This window comes from Endozoicomonas sp. PH6C (genome assembly GCF_059322965.1).
Genome location: NZ_CP185342.1, coordinates 3,534,073 through 3,554,723, shown reverse-complemented (window position 1 = coordinate 3,554,723; position 20,651 = coordinate 3,534,073). Strand labels below are relative to the sequence as shown.

Sequence of the window (20,651 nt, the reverse complement as noted above, 5' to 3'; positions counted from 1 at the left end):
TTCCTTTTTATTTGTTATGCAATACGGGGTTTATGAGTGGGGCTCGACGGATTGCAGCATCTCAGGCGTCCAGTGCGGCACCATGCAGGACCAGAGCAACTGCTTCATGCGGGAAATGGACTTATGACCATTCTCTATCTGGGAGAGTTCGCCTTTTGAGCAGCAGAGGAATTCCGCCATCTGCTCCATGCTGATGCCCCGTTCAAGGCGGTAGGCCCGGATCAACTGCCCCGGGGTTTTCGGTTGGGTAGGTTCTCGTTTGATCACCATCTTCCGGTTCCTTTTGGAAGTTATGGAAATCAAATTATTGAATTTGCTTATTTAAATTGTCAATAAATGTTTAATAAAATATTGGCTATTTATACAGTATGTTTAAGGCGCTATTTTTTCCCCATAATGGTTATAGACAACAGTTCGTCAATATTTGCCAAAACCAATAAGGAAAAGAAACGTGAATTGGAAGCAGCGCACCAAAGAGTTACTGGCAGAAAGAGGAATGTCACAATCGGACCTGTCCAGAGCACTGGGTGTTACCCGCGCCACCATCTCTCTCTGGCTCGGGGATTCCAGCAACTACACCGATTACAATGTAGCCAAAATTCAGTACAAGATTGCTGCGGCACTGGACGTTCCCAAAGAGTACCTGGCCAAGGGAAGTGACATTAATAAGCCTGAAGGGCGCGGCGTACCCGTGCTGTCCTATGAAGCCATTAACCGCTGGATGGATGAGAATGCCTGCCATGAAAATACGACATTGATGTTCTGCCCTGTTCCTTGCAGCCCAATGAGTTACGCTCTGGAAGTGCGTGGTAGTGCCATGGATAGTCAAGGTCGCTCTGGTGCCACTTTTCCCACTGGAAGTATGATTTACGTTGATCCCAAACTGCCTATGAAAGAAGGCAATATCTGTGTATTGGAAGATAAAGAGATCATGCTCGGCATCTATGAACGGGTCAACGGTCAGGATACCGTGGTGTTCCTCAACCCCAATTCACCTCGTTTGCAGGTAGAAAGCCTGAAGTATCACGGCACAGTGATCGGTACGTTTACTATGGTCAAGCAATACTAAAACAGATCACTACAAAATATTAAACAAACATTGACATTCTATTCTCTGATAGGCAGTCTGTATTTAACAATAAATAACAGATCGCCTAATCAGTCATGAACAAAACGGATTTTTCAGCTGTTCAGGATGTAATCAGCGTACTCGCAAAACAAGTGGTTTCGCTACACGGTGAAGCCCAACGCCTCTCTCAAGAAATCACCGCTGTCCATTCCGAGTCTCAGTCCGCTGTTGAGGCTCTGCTTGATGTGATCCAGGACTACAACCGCCAACTCAATGATTCAGAAGTGCAAGCCAATCAGCTGACAGTCATCCCCCGTCGTTTTCGTCTCGGGGAGTTACTGATTGATCTGACCAATGATCGGCAAGTGGCAGTGACGTCCATCCCGGAACTCAGCGAGCTGCTCAGTGACTGACTGAGTTTCACCCCCTACCGCTAAACAAAAGGAAATTGCGATGACCGAAAGCAATGATGCTTCACGGCTGGACAAACTCGCCTACGAGTTAGAGCTGGCCAAGCAAGCCGAACAGCAGGCAAAGGACCACCGCCTGACGATTGAACAGCAGTTATGTGAGTTCGTGGGTGTAAAAGATGAGGGCAGCTACTCCGTAAAGGGAGACTACTACAAGGTCACCACCGTCTCGGGCTTCACCCGCGCATTAGATGTAGAGAAGTGGCAAACACTGAAAAACCGGCTCCCAACTCATATTGCTGAAAAAGTGGTCAGAACCAAACTGGAGGTAGATACCCGCCAGTTGAAAAGCCTGCGGGGTCTTGATCCGGCTCACTACAACATGGTGGCGGAGGCCATTACCACCAAACCCAAGAAAGTAGCCGTGAAATATGAACGACTGGAGGTGAAGTGATGGCCATCTCCCTGGAATCCATTAGCCGTTCCTCTGGCATTAAAGCTCCACGCATTGTGGTGCATGGCCCAGCCGGTGTCGGCAAGACCACATTAGGCTGTGGTGCGCCTAATCCTATCTTTATTCAGACTGAGGATGGTTTGGGAAAGTTAGAGGTAGATGCTTTCCCCATGATGACCTCATTTCAGGATGTGCTGGATGCGCTTTCTGCTTTGTATACGTCCGAACACAACTATCAAACCGTCATTATCGATAGCCTCGACCATCTGGAACCGCTGGTCTGGCAGCATCTGTGTGAAACCTATGTGGGGCCAAAAGGTGAGCGTTACCAGTCTGTTGAGGACTTCGGTTACGGCAAGGGCTTTCTTCTGGCGCTGGATTTGTGGCGCCAGCTGTTGGAAGGTCTGGATGCCCTGCGTAATGAAAAGGGTATCGCCTTCATCTTGATTGCCCATTCGGAGATCAAGCGGTTTGAAAGTCCGATGACCGATAGTTATGACCGCTACCAGATCAAACTCCATAAACGTGCCAGCGACCTTATCCAGGAATCCGTCGATTGTGTGATGTTTGCGGATTACAAAACCGTCATTGAGAAAGAAGAAGGCGGTTTCAATAAGGTGAAAACCCGTGGCATCAGCACTGGCCAACGCTACCTCTATACCGAAGCTCGTCCGAGTTTCGTTGCCAAAAATCGCTATGGTCTGCCGGCAGAACTCCCGCTGAACTGGCAGGCATTTAGTGACGCATTGACCAATAACTCAAGCCAATAAACAAGGAGATTACCCATGGCACAGTTAGGTTTTAACGCTGGTGACTACGATCCAACCGATGAGTTTGAGCCATTACCGGCTGGCGAGTACCTGACCATGATCACTGAATCGTCGCTGGAAAATACCAAAACGGGCGGTCGTATGGTGAAGCTGACCTACACCATTATGGAAGGGCAGTATGAGAGTCGGAAACTCTGGTCACAACACAATATTGAAAATCGTAGTCCCAAGGCAGAGGAAATCGGCAGGAAGGAGCTAAGCCGGATCGCTCACGCCATTGGCCAGCCCATGATCAGCGACACTGATCAACTATTGAATCAGGTGGTTCGGATTCGGGTGGTGGTTAAGAATGATCCGGGCTACGGCCCTAAAAATGAAGTGAAAAAATGGATCAATGTGGGTGGCCAGACAATGCAGAGTGCTCCAGCACCTCAGCAGCAGACACCCGCCCACAATCCAGCCCCCGCTCAACAAGCGCCTCACCCAGCAACTCAGTACGCCGCACCACCGTGGGGACAAAAATAATCATTCACCAAGGGGGCTTGCCCCCTTCATTCAAGGAAGAAATGTATGTTTTTCAATGCTACCGGAACCGCAGCCCGGAAACTGGATAAGGCAAGGTTCACCAAACAACGACCATCCAAAACAGAAAGAAAGCGGAAAAGAAAAGCCCAGCGAATTGCCAGACGGTTAAACAGAAAGCAGAACTAGGCCCAGAGCCTGGGAAGGTGAATCATTGTGAAAATCCCCGAATCCAACCGTACAACCATCAAGGCGATTGTCCAGCATTATGAGGACAACCAGGGCGATGCATTCCGGGCTCATCTGGGTGGTTCTATTATTGGTCGCCCCTGTGACCGGGCGCTCTGGTATACCTTTCGATGGTGTTCTGATGTAAAGCATGGTGGCCAATTGCTGCGACTTTTTCAGACGGGCCATCTGGCAGAAGAACGGTTTGTGTCTGACCTGCGCAATGTAGGCATCAAAGTATTTGAAACCGATCCGGCCACCGGTAAGCAGTTCAGGGTTTCTGCCTGCAATGGGCATTTTGGTGGTTCATTTGATGGTGTGGGTCAGGGCTTTATTGAAGCCCCCAAGACCTGGCACTTGATCGAGATGAAAACCCACAATGAGAAGTCTTTTAATAACCTGGTTAAAAAAGGCGTAGAGGAAGCCAAGCCAGAGCACTTTATTCAGATGCAAGTCTACATGTATCTGGCCAATCCTCAGCTGACCAGAGCCTTCTATATAGCCGTGAATAAAAATACAGATGAGCTTTATGGTGAGCGGATTCGGCTTGATCCTGTTATTGGTAAAGCAGTCGTTGAGAGAGCGGAATGTATTATTGCCAGTGACCGCCCTCTGAGCAAAATCAGTGAAGACCCCAGCTGGTACCTCTGCAAATTCTGTGACCATCACTCAATCTGCCACAGCCAAGAGGCACCTGCCGTTAATTGTCGTACCTGCCTGCACAGCACCCCGGTAGAAGATGGGCAGTGGCACTGCGCCCGGCACGATATGGACATTCCCGAGCCTGTTCAGAAATCCGGTTGTGAGCTCCACCTTTATAACCCGTACCTGTTAGAGCAATTCGCTGAGCCCATTGATAGCGGTGAGTTCTGGATACGATATCGCCTGAAATCAACGGGTGAGGAATTCATAACTGGCAGAGATAAAGGCCAGTTCTCCTCTCAAGAAATTCAGGCAGTAGAAGACAAGAGCCTGCTGACTGATAAAAAGCTGGCAGGGTTGAAAACGCAGTTTGATGGAAACATTCAAAGCAACCAATAAGGAAAGCCATTATGAATAAAGTCATTTCATTTAATGTGAACCAGCAAAGTGTAAGTAGTCAGAAAGAACAGACCATGTCCAGCCGGGAGATTGCGGTCGTGACTGGCAAGGCTCACCGGAATGTTAAGCGGGATATCCAGGTGATGTTCAAAGAGCTTGGAATAGATGCGCTCAAATATGAGCAGACCTACTTAGATGGCAGTAATCGGAAGCAAACTGAATATTTATTACCACGATTTGAGTTTGAGGTTCTGATTACTGGTTATGATGTGCAGCGTCGGGCAAAAGCATTGCAACGCTGGTTTGACCTTGAGACTGGTAGGGTTCAACCAAAGCATGCAGCCGAGATTGATTCAGCGCGACTGTTATCAGTAGAACAGAAAATTGATGATATTGAGAAGCAACTGGAAGACCCAACCAACCGTATCCACCTGACTGAACCACCGGAAGGTTATGCTTGCGCTTCGGTATTACAGGAGTTTATCCCCTACAGCTTTTCCTTTGTGAAAAAGACTCTCCGCTACTTCAAACTTCCGCCAGTTTATTACATTACCCAATCCGCAGAGGGCGAGCGATATCCAGTCCGCTCATACAATATTGAGGATTTTATGACCGCTGCGGCATTGGTGGAAGAAGAAGCCAAACAGATATCCCGCTGCTACAAGGAGCACCCTGTCGTCGGCCGCTTCAGAAATCGCTAATCATCAACGGACACCAGGCTCCGCAACCTGTTGCACTCGAACAAGAAAGGACACCAAGAAATGGATCATTCAAAACGCTATCGCTTCATACCAGTCAGCAAACCACCTGCTGCAGATCAGATTGATCTGATCGGCCTTAGCCCAGACAGCGGGCTCTGCATAACGGATTACCAACAAGGTAACTTCTACCCTCGGGTTACCCACTATTTGATAGAAGATACGGCTTCTTTTGATCAATACGCTCAGGCGGCTTGTGATGAAACCATCAATGATCTGGAAAAACAGTTAGAGCAATTTCAAAGCCAAACCATCCAGCTCAGGGATTTGTTTGCCATTGCTGCATTGGTGGGAGAGTTCGTCTGCAAACGTGGAACTGCCATAGAGCCTGCGGTGAACTTTGCTTACACCATTGCAGATAAGATGCTAATGGCAAGGGAGGCTGACGACAGTAAACCAACGTCTTTTGATCGTAAAGCCACCGAGCGGGTTGCCAATAAGATCATCAATCAGATGAAGGGCTTTGACCATGGCTTTTGAACTCCGCTGGTATCAGCAGGAGGCCATTGATGCCATCTATCAATATTTCAGTGCCTCTGATGGCAATCCGTTGGTTTGCGTCAGTACTGGTGGAGGCAAGTCAGTGATCATTGCTGACTTTATCCATGGTGTTCTGTGCTACTGGCCTGACCAGCGGTTTCTGATTCTATCCCACGTAAAAGAGATCATTGAGCAGAACCATGAAAAGATTATCGCCCAATGGCCAGAGGCACCAACGGGAATTTACTCGGCCTCAATGCAGTCCAGAGATACCGATGCTCAGATACTATTTGCGAGTATCCAGAGTGTTCACAAACGAGCGGTAGAGCTGGGACACTTTGATCTGCTTATTATTGATGAATGCCATCTTCTTAATAGCGAAAGCTCGGAGACCATGTACTCGCGCCTGATTGCAGGCCTGCGGGAAATCAACCCGGCACTGAAAATAGTCGGCTTCACCGCCACACCTTACCGGATGAAACAGGGCCTGCTCACGGAAGGCAAGAACCCACTGTTTGATGAGATTGTCTATGAGACAGACATCCAGAGACTGATTGACGATGGCTTTCTATCCCCCCTGCGCTCCAAGGCTGGAAAAGACAAGATTAACCTTGATGGAGTCAGAACCCGGCAGGGCGATTATCTCACCAGTGATATGGAGGAAGCAGTCAACAAGAACGATGTCACCGAAAAAGCCGTGGCTGAAATTATCCAGTACGGTCAGGAGCGGAAGGCATGGCTGATCTTCTGCGTCAGTGTGGCTCATGCGGAACAAGTGAAAGAATTGCTCATCATTGAAGGTATCGAGGCTGAGTGCATCACTGGAGAAACCCCAAAAGAAAACCGTGCCCGGATACTGGCTGACTATAAATCAGGAAAGATAAAAGCTCTCACCAGCCAGGGTGTTCTGACCACCGGTTTCGACGCGCCCTTAACCGATATGATCGCTCTGCTTCGAGCCACCAAATCACCCGGCCTGTATGTACAGATATTAGGTCGTGGTCTGCGCATCAGCCCGGAAACCAGCAAGACGGATTGCCTGGTTCTGGATTATGGCGGCAATGTCGAACGCCACGGACCGATTGACCGGATAACCGTTGACCACATAAAAGCAGGCAAAGCTTCCGGAGAACCGCCGGTTAAGGAGTGTCCGGAATGTTTTGAGCTAATTCTTGCAGGCCTTCGGGTTTGTCCTGTCTGCAACTATGAATTCCCGGAACAGGAGAAGCATGAAGCAGAAGCTTCCAACGCTGCACTGCTAGCCAACCAGATTGAACCGGAATGGCTGGATGTGGATGAAATCCTATACAACCTGCACGAGAAAAACGGTAAGCCACCTTCCATGCAGGTCTCTTATCGATGTGGCCTGGAAACCATCCGTGAATGGGTTTGCTTTGAACATGGCGGTTATGCACGACAGAAAGCCGTGATCTGGTGGGTGAAACGCTTTGGTCATGAAGCCTGTCCTGAGCTAACCGAGGACGCTCTGCATCGAATCAATGAGATTCAGGATAGACAAGAACCCTGTCGCATAGAAGTAATCCAGGAAGGACGATGGCAGCGGGTAAAGGCTTACGATTTCACAGTAAAAGCAGGCACCCCAAGTGAGTGGAACGACAACCCGGCTAGCAGGCCAAAACCACCAGCATTTAATACTGACAACTTTGATGTATTTGATACGGATATTGATTTTTAGGAGCCCACAATATGGATATTGTGCAAAAATGCGAAAGAGATGAAACTATGATCCACTGCTTTGAATTCAGCGAACAGGTGGTAATCCGATTCGAGAAAGCCATAAAAAAGAAAAAGCTTAACGGCTCTAATGAAGTCGAAAAGCTGATTCTTGAATGGTTGGAAGAGCAAGGCATGTAACCATGCTACTTGCCTTTCTCCAGCTTAAGAATGCGTTTTTTCCCTTTATAAACGTCGGCGGAATAATCTTTAAATACCGTAATCCTGATATTAATACCGGATAGAAGGTGAATAATCGCAATGGCTCGCTGACCTTCTTTTTCCGGTAATTGGATGACGATTTTCTCCACGGTCCCCCTCAGTGCTTCGATAAATGGTATTTGATCTTCTTTGGTGGCCTTTCCTAATTGGAACCGTTTATGGAAAGCATTGATGTGATCAATACTTGCAGCCATTGTCGGAGAAGTAAGAGCGTCCAAGTCATTTTCTATCCGGCCTATTTTCTCGTTAATGGCTTCAATATCATTTTCAAGTTTGACCACTCTCTGAACCCCTGATCTTGATCCAGCCTCCACCAGCTCTGCCAGGTTTTCTATTCTTTGTTGTTTCTCATGCAGCTCAGCCTGCAATGCGGCAAGTGTCTTTGTCAGTGTCGCCTTTTTATTGTTCGATGCACTCACCAGCATATCATCTTTATCAATGACAGCAATGACCTTCATTAACACTTGCTGAAAGTGATTAGAATTCAAGCAGGTTTTGTTTTCGCAGTTCTTGTAGCGGTATCGGTTATTGCACCGATAGACACGGTAGTCATTTCGACCGGATGTAGAGACCACAAAAGAACTGCCACATTGACAAAACATCATGGATTTAAAAAAATTGACATACTGCGTTTTGCTGGGCCTGCCCAACTCTCTTGTCAATCTGCTTTTTATGGCTGCCTGTGCAGCATAAAATGTGTTTTCATCAATGATTGCTGGATATGCTTTAATTTCGTCATTTATATCAGCAACTTTTTTAACACCATTGGTATAAAAAACTTCTCCGGGTTCATAAATACCTAACACTCGTTTTGAGCTAAAAATATTGTTTAAAGTTGCTGAAGGGAATCTATATTCCTCGCCATACTTCTTCTCCATCGTTTGTGTGATTGAGGCATAGCTCAAGTTTTTTTCAATACAGAGGTGAAATAGCTCTTTTACGATTTTTGCCTTGCTCTTAATGACAACGGGCTTTCCCGATGAGATATCAATCCACCAGGGATAAATATGTTTATGGCCAAGTTCGCCGTCAGCAATTTTTTGTCGTTTATACTTCCAGCTTTTCTTTGTTCGCTCTGCTTTGATCAGGCTTTCCTCATGGGCTCTGCACAGGATGGTTATTGAAATAATGAGGGGGCCGAAGTTTGACTTGATATCCTCACGGTTATAAGTAATCCGGTCAACAGATGTGTAGATGGTAATCCCTGAGTTCAATATCCGGATAAATAACTCCAGAGCATCCATGATATTTTCGCGACTGAGCCTGTCCAGGCTCTCAACCAATAAAACAGCAGGCCGTTTGATCAGCCCATCATCCACAGCCTTCAAAAAACCACCTAGCGCCGCTTTATCGTCTAAATGCCTGCCATGATAAGCGGATTTCCCAACATCCGTGAGGTGAAAAGAGGTGTCTAACGTCCAGCCTTTTTCCTCACAGATCTTTTGACTTGCTTCAAGCTGGCGTTTTATCCCGCTTCCTCTAAGCTGTCTTGCGGATGAGATGCGCTGGTATGAATAGCAGAATGTCGTCCGTGTGACCGTTGTATCCATTGCTTTTCTTATACTCATAATGCCTCCTACAATCGTGCATTAGTCGTTTGTGAAAAGCAATTATAAGGTTTATGTTATGTTGAACTCCGGATAGAAGTGGCTCCGGCTACCCTTCTTGCCACTACCTCATGGGTAAAGTAACCCGCAGTCACTATGGGTATAAGATAAGGATTGCTGTTAGTGTATGCTGCATAACCACTGTAGGCTGTTCCGGCATATCGCAATGTCTGCCACCAGGGATGCTTAAGGTGCCAGGTTGATACGTGCCCGGCTAAAGCGACCTCGGTGGAGGTGATAACGGCTGCGAGTTGATTACAAAAAGATGATTTGACCTCTTGTAGCTCATTTTGCTCTGTGTCTGACAGATCAAAGCGACCTGCAAGGGCAGAGACCACCTCGGGTGATTTGCAGATGCCGTACCAGAATCCATAATTGATCACAGTGGAAATGGCCAGCCCGGAGCTGCTGGTTGCCAGTTTCAGACTGTCTTCAACTAACGATGTATTACTGTAGTGGCTCAATAAGTTAAATTGTTCTTCTTTTGATATACCTGAATGAGCGACTGAACATAAAAATAACAAGCACGAGAACAGCGTTGCTAGTTGACCGGAAGTTTTCATTATTGAAGTCCTTAATCAGGGTGAATGATTTGTGATAAGTAAGTGACCAGTCAAACCTTGACTACCAGAATTAACCTGTTTCTTTTATAGCATCCGGTATAGCATCCGGTATCTTCCTGGCCCTTTGGGGCTTACACGGCATTAGTTGTTCACTATTCTTGTTTATTTTCGGCATTCACTAGCGGAAATTGCTCAGCGACACACGAGCTAAAATCTAATTAGCTGTCTCTCGCATCTAACTATTTGTCAATTAAACAAGGTGTACAGATAATCCAAAGGAGCATGAAACTTCTTCCATTGTTTACGGACTGTTTCGGTGAAACTTTCTTCAAGTGAGTAACCATAAACACGATGGTTTGAAAAACCATTGATCGCAGCGATTGCCAGCGCAGGACCCAGAGGAGCGATGTTTTTCAATAAATGTTTTGAGTCCAGTTGTGAGTGTTGCAGCATCATAAGTCCAATGATTTGTGCTCCGGCTAGCAATCCGACGAAGGCTCCAACACAGACTTCCGGAACTATGGGGACGGCTGAGACCAGAGTGACAAGTGTGATTCCTTCGAAGATTAAATTTGAGCGCTCAGCAGACATCATTATGGCTGCGGCTATGGCTGCAGCTAATGATCCAGCTATGGCTCCGGCTTCGGCCAGTGCTTCTGCTCCTGCCTCGATTCTATCAGTATCGTCTGAATTAAGTGTTGAAAAAGAGCTTCTTGTAAATATTCTCTCCGTCAATTCAGACGATATCAGGTAAGCACCAATCGCTTGCGCCGTTGTAAAACCTCCGGCGAGCGTAGCGTCGTAGACTACTACCCCGACCATCAGACCCACCATTGATGACAACATAGTATATTCACTACGGAGATAAACCAAAGTTTGGGTCGTGCCTCTGTCCTGCTGCCTTAAAGCCTGGATGGCATAGGTTCCGGCTACCGTTCTTACAACGACCTCATGGGTAAAGTATGCCGCAGTGACAACGGGTATAAGAAAAGGAGGATCGCAGGTAGTGTATGTTTTGTAACCAACGTATGCAGTTCCCGGAAATCGCAGCGGCTGCCACCAATCCAGCTCAAGGGGCCAGGCCGATACGCGTCCGGCTAATGCAACCTCAGTGGAAGTGATAACGGCTGAAAGTTGATAACAAAAAAGTGATTTAAATTTTTGCAGCTCATTTTGCTCTGTGCCAGACGGATCAGAGCGACCCGCAAGTGCAGAGACCAGCTCGGGTGATCTGCAGAGGCTGTACCAGAATCCGTAACTGATCACGGTGGAAACGGCCAGCCCGGAACCACTACTGAACAGTTTCAGGCTGTCTTCGACTAACGATGCATTATTATTGTAGTGGCTTAATGAGTTAAATTGCTCTTCTCTGGTTAAGCTTGAATGAGCGACCGAACACAAAGATAATAAGCACGAAAATAATGGTATTAGTCTAACGGACATTTTCATTCTTCGTGTCCATAATCAGGGTAAATGAAACTGATGTGTTGCGAGCATTTCCTGTTTTCTCAGGATCCTATTTATAGAACAGCAATGGAATTTTCGCCAACCATTGAGTGGTTCCCGGGTTCAGGAAATAAAGTGTCCAATGCAACTTGCTGATGGTAAAAGGTATGACAAAGATGGTGCGATTGACTTCACTCTGTCAATGAAACAAGGTGTACAAGTAATCCAAAGGAGCATGAAATTTCTTCCATTGGTTCTGGGCTGTTTCGGTGAAACTTTCTTCAAGTGAATAACCAAAAACAGCATGGTTTGAAACGCCATTGATCAGAGCGAGTGTTAATGCAGGAGCCAGGGTAACAGCGACGTTTCTCATTAAATGCCTTGAGTCCAGTTCCCGGCTTTGTTGCAATAGAAATTGCAAGAGTACGGCTCCGACTGTCATTCCGACTTCGGCTTTAAGTCCAATAAAACTGTCTATGTGTCCAATTTCAGATTCAGGACTGGCCAGGGTTATGGTAACAAGTGTGTTTACTTTCAAGAATAGATCTGATCTGCACCAAACAGCCATGGCTCCGCTTATGGCTACAGCCATTGTTCCCGCTATGGCCCCGGTTCCGGCCGCTGCCATGGTTACTGCTTCTTCCACAACTGCATGACCACTGCCTGAGTCAAGAACTAAAAGAGAGCTTAATGTTGATATTGTCTTCATCATTGAAGCAGATATCATGTAAGCAAAGGTAAACGCCAAATAAACCCACGCCCTTCAGAATCAAAACCCCATTTGAAATGATTAGCCTCCCGATATAAGGAGGCCAATATGTCAAAGAAATTACCCGCAGACAGTGAATGGCTAGAGCGTGTTCAGTCGTGGCGGGATTCAGGTTTGACTCAGAGTGCGTGGTGCCAACAGCATGGTATAAGGGTATCCAAATTCGGATACTGGAAGCGTAAACTCGACACAACCCCCAGCGTAAAACCGACCCCGAACAACTCTGGCTTTGTCCAGGTAACACCCCAACCAGAACCTGGTGCGCCTTCTCGGATAACACCACTCTCCATCACCCTACCCAGTGGTGTAACAGTGTCCGGTATTGATGAAAGTAACCTGTCGCTTTGTGAGCAACTGGTGAGGGATATGCTATGAACACCCCGGTTATGCGACCGTCAGAGGTATTACCAAAGGTGTTTCTCTACCGGGAGCCGATTGACTTTCGCAAGTCATTTCGTGGGCTTGCTGTGTTGGTTGAACAAGAGCTGGGGCACAACCCCTTTGACGGCTATTTATATGCGTTTACCAACCGGCAGCGTAATAAAATCAAGTGCCTGTTCTGGGAAGATAATGGTTTTGTGCTTTATTACAAGAGCCTGTCTGAGGACAAATTCCACTGGCCCAAACCGGACGAAGAGCTGGTTACATTAACCGGGAAACAATTAAACTGGCTGCTGGACGGCTACAATCTCAATGCCATGCAACCCCATAAAAAAAGGCATTATGAGAGCTGTTTTTAGTCCTGTTTTTCAGGGTTTTATGGTAAAATAGCGACCATGAAATCGACCGCCGACACTCTGATTTTTCAGCCGAAATCCGCACTGGATTTGCCCTTTCATCAGGCTGAGACTAACCCTGAAATGGTCGCCTTGTTTGAGGCGATCCATTCGCAGGAAAGTGTCATTCTTGAAAAAGAAAATGCCCTTCTTGAAAAAGAAAATGCCCTTCTTGAAAAAGAAAATGCCCTTCTTGAAAAAGACGACATTATTCAAAAGAAGTCAGAGGTCATCGATTCTCAAAAAAAACGCATTGCGCAACTGGAAGAGTACCTGAGGCTCTCCCGATCCCGCCTGTACGGAAGAAGCACTGAAAAAAACAACAGCCAGGTCGACATTTTCAACGAGGTGGAGCTGGAAGGCTGCACCGGAGAGCAAGACGAAGCTGAAGGTCAGCCAGAGCAAGAGCCTCCAAAACCACGCAAAAAGAAAACAGGGCGCAAGTCATTTTCAGAGTCTCTGCCCAGAGTGCAGGAACGCTCTGAACTCAGTGAAGAAGAAAAAGCCGGAGCCATTGATACCTTCTTTGTCAAAGTCCGTGAAGAGCTTGATATCGTTCCGACCAAGGTTCAGGTGAAAGAAATTCTGCAAGAGAAAGCAGTCTTTCCAGAAGTCGATGAGCATGGACAGGAGAAGCGGGTCATTAAAGTTGCAGAGCTGCCAAAACACCCACTGCCCAAATCTTCACTCTCTGTTTGCACACTGGCCTGGATCATTGTCTCCAAGTACTGCGACGCACTGCCTTTGTACAGGCAAGAGAATATCCTCAAGCGATACGGTGGCTCTGTCACCCGGACGACGATGGCCAACTCTTTGATTCGGCTGTCTACAGAACTGCGGCCACTCATCAATTTGATGAGAGATCATCAAAAGACCGGTTCGGTGATCCATGCTGACGAAACCCGAATTCAGGTGATCAAGGAAACCAGCAAGTCCATCAACTCTGACAAATATATGTGGGTCAGCCTTGGTGGGCCACCCGGACAAACATCGGTGGTGTTTGAATACGATCCCTCAAGAGGCAAGGAGGTTCCCCTGCGTCTGTTCGAAGGGTTCAGCGGTTACCTGCAAACTGACGGGTATGCCAGTTACGACGCTGTATGCAAACAAGAAGGCATCACCCAGGCGGGTTGCTTCGACCACGTTCGCAGGAAATTTCTGGATGCCAGGAAGGGCGAAGCCAAACCGGGCAAAAAGGTGAAAAACACCCGCGTTAGCAAGGCGAATGTCGCTTTAGGCAAAATCGGTAAGCTTTACGCCATTGAGAAAGAAATAGGAGATCTTCCTCCATCAGAAAAAGCCATCCTGCGTCAGCAAAAGAGTAAGCCACTACTGGACGACTTTCATGTATGGCTGGAGAAAAACATAACCAGGCTAGACCCGGGCAGCCTGTCGCACCAAGCCATGAGCTATGCATTGAACCAATGGCCAAAACTGGTCGTTTACTGTGACAACGGCCACCTGGATATCAGTAATGCCGCAGCGGAAAACACCATCCGCCCCTTCGCTATTGGCCGCAAGAACTGGATGTTTGCAGACACGCCAAAAGGGGCGCAAGCCAGTGCCCTTTTATACAGCCTGATTGAAAGCGCAAAGGTGAATGGTCTGGAGCCTTTCAATTACCTGAACCATATTTTAAAAGAGCTGCCTTACGCCGATACCGTTGAGAAACTGGAACAGCTTCTCCCCTGGAATGTTAAGACAGGCAAAGAATAAGAAATCTTGGGGGCGGCAGCCAGTACGCTGGTTTATTTGGCGCTTACAAGCAAAGGCTGCTTTCACAGGTGATAATCCTATGTCGAGCATCTTTTTATAGACTATTGCCCCGACCATCAGGCCAGCGATTGATGACAACAATTTATATTCAATACGGGCATAATTTAGCGATTGTGTTGTGCCTGTGTCCTGATTCCTTAAAGTTCGGATGGTAAGGGCTCTGGCTAAGGTTCTGGCCATTACCTCATGGGTAAAGTAAGCCGAAGTCACTATCGCAACACGATAAGGATCCTGGTTAGTGTATGTTTGATAACCAACGTATGCTGTTCCTACAAACCGCAGTGGCTGCCACCATGGCAGCTCAAGGGGCCAGGGCGATATGTGCCCGGCTAAGGCAACCTCAGTGGAGGTGATAATGGCTGCAAGCTGGTTACAAAAAGATGATCTGACCTCTTGTAACTCATTTTCGTCAGAGCCTGACAGGCCAAAGCGACCCGTAAGGGGAGATATCAGCTCGGGTGATTTGCAGATGCTGTACCAGAATCCATAATTGATAACAGTAGAAACTGCGAGCCTGGAACTGCTGGTCACCAGTTCCAGGCTATCTTCAACTAAGGATGCATTATTATAGTGGCTCAACAAGTTAAATTGTTCTTCTTTTGATCTGCCTGAATGAGCGACTGAACATAAAAATAATAAGCACGAGAAGAGTGTTGTTAGTTTACCGAATGTCTTCATTATTGAAGTCCTTAATTGGAGTAACTGATTTGTTATTAAATGACCAGTCAAAGCTTAACTATCAGAATTAATCTGTTTCTTTTATAGCATCCATTATGAGGTTCAGGGGCGACAGATCTATGTATACACCGCGCTTTAGAGAGGAATATTAATAAAAGTGGCTGAGTGTTTTTGTTGGTTCGTTATTCAAAGAGAAAAGTTAAACTCAATCCGCTGCTTCCCGAAGCATTCAAAGCAACTTGAGCAGGTTCAGAACCTGCTCACTCCTGTTGAATCTTTTTACACTTTGTTTTTTTAAACAGGATTACAAAGTTGTTGCCAATGACTTTAACTGTTGGCTATCTCTCGCTTCAACTATCTGTTAATTAAAAAAGCTGTACAAATAATCAAGGGGAGCATAAAATTTCTGCAATTGGCTACGGGCTGTTTCGGATAAACTTTCTTCAAGTGGGTAACCATAAACGACATTGTTTGAAACGCCATTGATCAGAGCGATAGCCAATGCAGGAGCCAGGGAAATCGCAAGATTGCTTAATAAATGCCTTGAATCCAGTTTTGACCTTTGCAGCTTCTGAAGTTCAATGATTCCCGTTGAGACTGCTGTCCCGGTTACAAACCCGGCCAAGATTTTGTAATCAACTGCAATTCCCCTCATCGGAAAAGCCGTGGCCACGATGGCAAGAGTGATAAAGTTAGTGAACTGATTAAGTGAGTTCCCAACCCACATGATTCCGGACATGGTTGTGGCAAATGACCCAGCTAAGACTGCGTTTCCAGCCAGGCTTTCTGCTTCTGCCCCTGTCCCGACAAAATCAAAAGAGCCTGAATTGAGTGCTGAAAAAGAGCTAATGGCTAATATTTTCTGTGTCAATGTAGCGGAGATAATGCAGGCAAAAGCAGCTTTTACCGCTGAAACATCTTTGGCAAGCATCTGTTCGTAAACGATACTACCGACCATCAATCCAGCGAGTGTTGACAACATGGAATATTCTCTGCGAGCATAATCCAAAGGCCAGACTGTTCCCTGATTCCTTAAAGTTTGGATAGCAGCGGCTCCTGCTACTGTTCTCATCACTACCTCGTTGGTAAAGAAAGCCAAAGTTGTTAAAGGTACATGATAAGGCTCCTGTTGAGTGTATGCTTTATATCCAATGTAGGCCGTTCCCATGTATCGCAGCGGTTGCCACCAGGGCTGCTCATGGGGCCAGGGCGAAATTTGTCCGGCTAAAGCAATCTCAGCAGAGGTAATAACGGTTGCGAGTTGATTGCAAAAAGATGATTTGATTTCTTGTAACTCAATTTCTTCTGTGCCGGACAGGCCAAAGCGACCTGCAACGGCAGAGGCCAGCTCGGGTGATTTGCAGATGCTGTACCAGAATCCGTGATTGATCACTGTGGAAATGGCCACCTTGGAAGTGCTACCAACCAATTTCAGGCTGTCCTCTACTAATGATGCATTATTGTAGTGGCTCAATAAGTTGAATTTTTCTTCTTTCGATATGTCTGAATGAGCTCCAGGGCATATAAATAATAAGCACGAGAATAGCGGTATTAGTTTAGTGAATGTTTTCATTATTGATGTCCTTAATTAAATTTTCTGGTTTGTTATAAGCTAATGACACGTCAAAAAATACCTGCCAGAATTAATCAGTTTCTTAAATTAAATCCAGCATGAGATTCTTGAGTGACAGATGCTCTCTATATGCCCTCCTTTGGCTGACCTTAATAGTTGTAAGAACTTGTTTGTCATACAAATGAACCAGTGTTGCTGTTACTGGCTCTTTGGGCTTTTCTGTCTGGATAGTTCCTTATAGTACAGCATTGGAGTTGTCTCCACTCATTATCATAATTAATTCTTCTGGTGTCTGACCTGAAAGAAATATTCACCCGGAACCAAAAAAGTTTTTTCAGAAATAAGTGGACGTGCGTATTAGTCAAAGCCGCTAGCAGCCTGTCGGACTTAAGCGTCCGCAGTAGGACAGTCTTAAGTCCGACAGGCTGCTAGGGCGCTTTTATTGAATCGCTCAAACGAAGAAAAGTCAGCTGACATTTAAAGTCATTCAGACGCATTGCGAGGAGTTCATAGTAACTCAAAAAGTTTCAGAGTCTGCTTATTCTTTTCGTAAGACAGTCAGCCGGGTTGAGCCAGTTATTGTCAATTAAATATGGTGTGCAAATAATCTAAAGGGTCATAAAGTTTCTTCAATTGATTACGGGCTGTTTCGGATAAACTTTCTTCAAGTGGGTAACCATAAACTGCATGGTTTGAAAGGCCATTAATCAGAGCGATTGACAGTGCAGGTGCCAGGATAACAGCGGCGTATCTCGGTAAATGCCTTGAGTTCAGTTCCCGGCCCTGTTTCCAGAGAAACACCTCGAAAATGGGCCCGACGAAGCTTCCGGCTATGGCGCTAAAATAGACTCTGTATCCAACTTCAGGTATAGAGCGAGTGAAGGTGCTAACTGCGGTTAGAGTCAAGACAAAATTTGATCTGCTCCTAACATGGCCGGTTAAGATTGCGGCTGTGGCCATTGACCCAGCTAAGGCCCCGGCCCCGGCTAAGGCTGCTGTTCCTGTATCGTTTTTATTGCCAACGCCTGAATTTAACGCTGAAAAAGAGCTAAATGATGATATTGTCTCTGCCAATATAGAAGATAACACGAAAGCAAAGATTGCATTCGCAGGTGTATAACCTCTGTCGATTGCCTTGTCATAGGCTATCATGCCAACGATCGTGCCAGCGATTGATGACAACATGGTATATTCACTACGGGCATAATCCAAAGATTGGATTGTATCATTGCCCTGAGACCTTAAACCCCTGATAGCATGGGCTCCGGCAAATGTTCTTGTTATTATCTCATTGGTAAAGTATGCGAAGGCTGTTATGGCCGCAAGATGAGGCGCCTCACCAGTGCCTGCTTTATAAACACTGTATGCTGTTCCTGCAAATCGCATTGGCTGCCACCAGGGCGGCTCAACGGGCCAGGGCGATATGTGTCCGGCTAAAGCAACCTCAGCAGAGGTCGTAAGCGCTGCGAGTTGCTTACAAAAAGATGATCTGATCTCTTGTAACTCATTTTCTTGTGGGCCTGACAGGTCAAAGCGACCCGCAAGGGCGATGACCACCTCAGGTGATCTGCAGATGCCGTACCAGAATCCATAATTGATCGCGGTAGAAACTGCCAGCCCGGAACCGCTGGTTACCAGTTTCAGACCGTCTTCAACTAAAGATGCGTTATTGTAGTGGCTCAATAAGTTGAATTGTTCTTCTCTCGATACGTCTGAATGAGCGGCTGAACTTATAAATAATAAGCATGAGCATAGCGATATAACTTTAATAGTTGTTTTCATTGTTTATGTCCTTATTAAGTGTGACTGATTTGTTATTAATAAATGACCAGTCAAACCTTAAATACCAGAAGCATCCTGTTTCTTTAATTACATCCGGTATAAGGGTTATAAGTGGCAGATGCTTTATATTCACCCTCCTTTGGCTGAACTTTCCAGTTAAGAAACCTGTTTGGCACATGCAGGAACCTGTCATGCGTTCTCAGCACTATGGGCTTTACTAATTCAAAAGGAATCTATAGTACAATAATGGATCTTTCGCCATTTATTGTCAGGAGTTGACTGTTCTGCCAATGCCCATTGATAGTCTCTCGAATCAGCTATCTGTCAGTTAAACAAGGTGTACAGATAACGCAAAGGAGCATGAAATTTCTGCCATTGGTTTCGGATAGTTTCTGTCAAACTTTCTTCAAGCGTGTGACCATAAAGAATATTCTTTGAAAAACCATTCATCAGAGCGATTCCCAATGCAGGAGATATGGTAACAGCAATGTTTCTCCATAAATGGTTTGAGTCCAGAACGAAGCTTTGTATCACCAGAAGATGCTTGTATCCGGTTCCGGCTATGATTCCGGCAAGCACTGCGTCTTTGGCTATGAATTGAAACTTGGCCATAGATATGAACAGCTTGGCGAATGTGATTAGGGACGCGTACACATCTGATGACAACCCAACAGTTGCGACTCCGGTTATGCCTGTGGCTAGTGAACCCGTTATGGCTCCAATTCCGGCTAAGGCTTTTGCTTCTGCCTCGACTGAATCAACAGCGCCTGAATTATGTGCTGAAGAAGAGCCTATTGCTAATACTTGCTCTATCAATAAAGCCGATATCAGGTATGCAGAGATTGCATCAAAAGTTGTAGCTCCTCTGCTGACCATCCTGTTATAAGCTGCTGTCCCGACCATCGTGCCTGCCATTGTTGACAAGAAGGAATATTCACTACGGGCATAATCTAAAGGTTCGATTTTGCCTCTATCCTGATACCTTAAAGCACGTGCAGCGTAGATTGCGGCTACCGTTCTTGCCATTACCTCATGGGTTAAGTAAGCAGCAGTCGTTATGAGCCCATAATATGGATCCTGGTCAGTGTACACCAGATAACCGCTGTATGCTGTTGCTACAAACCGCAGCGGCTGCCACCAGGGTGTCTCAGGCGGCCAGAGCGATACGTGTCCTGCTAATGCAATCTCAGTGGAAGTGACAACAGCTGCGAGTTGATTGCAAAAGGAAGATTTGAACTCCAGTTGCTCATTTTGCTCTGTGCCTGACAGATCGGAGCGACCCACAAGGGCAGAGATCACTTCGGGTGATCTGCAGATGCTGTACCATAATCCATAATTGATCACGGTGGAAATCACCAGCCCGGAACTGCTGGTTGCCAGTTTCAGGCCATCTTCAACTAACGTTGTATTGCTGTAGTGGCTCAATAAGTTTAATTGTTCTTGTTTTGATAGGCCCGAATAGGCGATTGAACATAAAAATTGCAAGCACAAAAACAGTGGTAGTGATTTACCGGATGCTTTCATTATTTATGCCCTTAATTCGGGTAGTCGGTTTTGATATAAACAAAATACCAGACTGACCCTACCTATCGTGAGTACACAGTTACTTTGATTACATCCAGCATAAATACCTAACCAGTTGGTTTCGCATATTCTGGACGGCGGCTTTTTCCACCCTTCTGCGTTCCAACTCTGGTTGCGTAGCTATGGCTACGCGCCCGTCGTCGCGCCTTGTAGAATGAAAAAATCCACTCGCCAGAATATGCGAAACCAACTGGCCAGGTACTTAAGGTTCATGGGCGACAGATGCTTTATATGTCCCCCTGGTTTGGCTTATATTTCTGTTGCGAAAAGCTGATCGGTATGCACTGGCAGCCTGTAATGCGCCAGCTTTTGGCCACTTCTGTTTTTCAGAAGGATTTATAGTACAGCAATGTCATTTTCTCCATTCATTGGCATGAGGCTGAGTTGCTCAAGCATAGAAAAAAGTCAG

At 46.3% G+C, this 20,651-nt stretch carries 23 protein-coding genes; 14 read left to right on the top strand and 9 right to left on the bottom strand.

Annotation, left to right across the window (positions count from 1 at the left end):
• Window positions 1-30 precede the first annotated feature (30 nt).
• The gene (locus ACOMG9_RS13485; RefSeq protein WP_494530365.1) at window positions 31-270 is read right to left on the bottom strand and encodes a helix-turn-helix domain-containing protein; all 240 of its coding nucleotides are present in this window, start codon (window positions 268-270) and stop codon (window positions 31-33) included.
• Between the two features lie 181 nt (window positions 271-451).
• Here ACOMG9_RS13485 and ACOMG9_RS13480 point away from each other — a divergent pair, with 181 nt between their 5' ends.
• From ACOMG9_RS13480 to ACOMG9_RS13430, 11 genes are all read left to right on the top strand, one after another.
• Window positions 452-1,069: a helix-turn-helix domain-containing protein gene (locus tag ACOMG9_RS13480; RefSeq protein WP_494530182.1), complete on the top strand. Its 618-nt coding sequence runs from the start codon at window positions 452-454 to the stop codon at window positions 1,067-1,069.
• A 95-nt stretch (window positions 1,070-1,164) separates the two neighbouring features.
• Complete coding sequence (locus tag ACOMG9_RS13475) at window positions 1,165-1,482, top strand: hypothetical protein (RefSeq protein WP_494530364.1); 318 nt, start codon at window positions 1,165-1,167, stop codon at window positions 1,480-1,482.
• 40 nt (window positions 1,483-1,522) lie between these two features.
• Window positions 1,523-1,933: a DUF7173 family protein gene (locus ACOMG9_RS13470; RefSeq protein WP_494530184.1), complete on the top strand. Its 411-nt coding sequence runs from the start codon at window positions 1,523-1,525 to the stop codon at window positions 1,931-1,933.
• Entirely contained in the window at window positions 1,933-2,703 is a 771-nt protein-coding gene (locus ACOMG9_RS13465) for an ATP-binding protein (protein WP_494530185.1), read from the top strand. The genes ACOMG9_RS13470 and ACOMG9_RS13465 overlap by 1 nt, the downstream gene beginning before the upstream one ends.
• A 15-nt stretch (window positions 2,704-2,718) precedes the next feature.
• The gene (locus tag ACOMG9_RS13460; RefSeq protein ID WP_494530186.1) at window positions 2,719-3,228 is read left to right on the top strand and encodes a DUF669 domain-containing protein; all 510 of its coding nucleotides are present in this window, start codon (window positions 2,719-2,721) and stop codon (window positions 3,226-3,228) included.
• 45 nt (window positions 3,229-3,273) lie between these two features.
• Window positions 3,274-3,414 carry a hypothetical protein gene (locus tag ACOMG9_RS13455; protein WP_494530363.1) on the top strand — a complete coding sequence of 47 codons (141 nt, stop codon included), beginning with the start codon at window positions 3,274-3,276 and terminating at the stop codon, window positions 3,412-3,414.
• 27 nt (window positions 3,415-3,441) lie between these two features.
• Entirely contained in the window at window positions 3,442-4,494 is a 1,053-nt protein-coding gene (locus tag ACOMG9_RS13450) for a hypothetical protein (protein WP_494530362.1), read from the top strand.
• 11 nt (window positions 4,495-4,505) lie between these two features.
• Window positions 4,506-5,195, top strand: coding sequence for a Rha family transcriptional regulator (locus ACOMG9_RS13445; protein WP_494530361.1), 690 nt, complete (start codon window positions 4,506-4,508; stop codon window positions 5,193-5,195).
• Between the two features lie 60 nt (window positions 5,196-5,255).
• On the top strand, window positions 5,256-5,732 hold the full coding sequence (locus ACOMG9_RS13440; RefSeq protein ID WP_494530360.1) for a hypothetical protein: 477 nt from the start codon (window positions 5,256-5,258) through the stop codon (window positions 5,730-5,732).
• A complete protein-coding gene (locus ACOMG9_RS13435) occupies window positions 5,722-7,428 on the top strand; it encodes a DEAD/DEAH box helicase (RefSeq protein WP_494530359.1) in 1,707 nt (568 codons plus the stop codon). The genes ACOMG9_RS13440 and ACOMG9_RS13435 overlap by 11 nt, the downstream gene beginning before the upstream one ends.
• Before the next feature lie 11 nt (window positions 7,429-7,439).
• Window positions 7,440-7,607, top strand: coding sequence for a hypothetical protein (locus tag ACOMG9_RS13430; protein WP_494530358.1), 168 nt, complete (start codon window positions 7,440-7,442; stop codon window positions 7,605-7,607).
• Window positions 7,608-7,612: 5 nt separating this feature from the next.
• On the opposite strand, the gene ACOMG9_RS13425 is transcribed toward ACOMG9_RS13430, so the two are convergent.
• The 4 genes from ACOMG9_RS13425 to ACOMG9_RS13410 form a co-directional block, all read right to left on the bottom strand.
• Window positions 7,613-9,256: a recombinase family protein gene (locus ACOMG9_RS13425; protein ID WP_494530357.1), complete on the bottom strand. Its 1,644-nt coding sequence runs from the start codon at window positions 9,254-9,256 to the stop codon at window positions 7,613-7,615.
• A gap of 56 nt (window positions 9,257-9,312) precedes the next feature.
• Window positions 9,313-9,858 (bottom strand): hypothetical protein, encoded by a 546-nt coding sequence (locus ACOMG9_RS13420; protein ID WP_494530356.1) that lies wholly within the window; start codon window positions 9,856-9,858, stop codon window positions 9,313-9,315.
• A gap of 246 nt (window positions 9,859-10,104) precedes the next feature.
• Window positions 10,105-11,259: a hypothetical protein gene (locus ACOMG9_RS13415; protein ID WP_494530355.1), complete on the bottom strand. Its 1,155-nt coding sequence runs from the start codon at window positions 11,257-11,259 to the stop codon at window positions 10,105-10,107.
• Window positions 11,260-11,503: 244 nt separating this feature from the next.
• Window positions 11,504-12,016, bottom strand: coding sequence for a hypothetical protein (locus tag ACOMG9_RS13410; protein ID WP_494530354.1), 513 nt, complete (start codon window positions 12,014-12,016; stop codon window positions 11,504-11,506).
• A 105-nt stretch (window positions 12,017-12,121) separates the two neighbouring features.
• On the opposite strand from ACOMG9_RS13410, the gene tnpA reads away from it, so the two are divergent.
• The 3 genes from tnpA to tnpC are packed head-to-tail and all read left to right on the top strand — an operon-like array spanning window position 12,122 to window position 14,565.
• Window positions 12,122-12,448, top strand: a complete 327-nt coding sequence (tnpA, locus tag ACOMG9_RS13405; protein WP_448215653.1) for an IS66 family insertion sequence element accessory protein TnpA — start codon at window positions 12,122-12,124, stop codon at window positions 12,446-12,448.
• Window positions 12,445-12,813 (top strand): IS66 family insertion sequence element accessory protein TnpB, encoded by a 369-nt coding sequence (gene tnpB, locus ACOMG9_RS13400; protein ID WP_448215654.1) that lies wholly within the window; start codon window positions 12,445-12,447, stop codon window positions 12,811-12,813. The genes tnpA and tnpB overlap by 4 nt, the downstream gene beginning before the upstream one ends.
• Window positions 12,814-12,849: 36 nt before the next feature.
• A complete protein-coding gene (gene tnpC, locus ACOMG9_RS13395) occupies window positions 12,850-14,565 on the top strand; it encodes an IS66 family transposase (protein ID WP_448215655.1) in 1,716 nt (571 codons plus the stop codon).
• On the opposite strand, the gene ACOMG9_RS13390 is transcribed toward tnpC, so the two are convergent.
• From ACOMG9_RS13390 to ACOMG9_RS13375, 4 genes are all read right to left on the bottom strand, one after another.
• Window positions 14,485-15,207 carry a hypothetical protein gene (locus ACOMG9_RS13390; protein WP_494530353.1) on the bottom strand — a complete coding sequence of 241 codons (723 nt, stop codon included), beginning with the start codon at window positions 15,205-15,207 and terminating at the stop codon, window positions 14,485-14,487. The two genes, tnpC and ACOMG9_RS13390, sit on opposite strands and share 81 nt — an antisense overlap.
• 457 nt (window positions 15,208-15,664) lie before the next feature.
• Window positions 15,665-16,876: a hypothetical protein gene (locus ACOMG9_RS13385; RefSeq protein ID WP_494530352.1), complete on the bottom strand. Its 1,212-nt coding sequence runs from the start codon at window positions 16,874-16,876 to the stop codon at window positions 15,665-15,667.
• Window positions 16,877-17,458: 582 nt separating this feature from the next.
• Window positions 17,459-18,658 (bottom strand): hypothetical protein, encoded by a 1,200-nt coding sequence (locus tag ACOMG9_RS13380; RefSeq protein WP_494530351.1) that lies wholly within the window; start codon window positions 18,656-18,658, stop codon window positions 17,459-17,461.
• A 324-nt stretch (window positions 18,659-18,982) separates the two neighbouring features.
• On the bottom strand, window positions 18,983-20,182 hold the full coding sequence (locus ACOMG9_RS13375; protein ID WP_494530350.1) for a hypothetical protein: 1,200 nt from the start codon (window positions 20,180-20,182) through the stop codon (window positions 18,983-18,985).
• Between the last annotated feature and the right edge of the window lie 469 nt (window positions 20,183-20,651).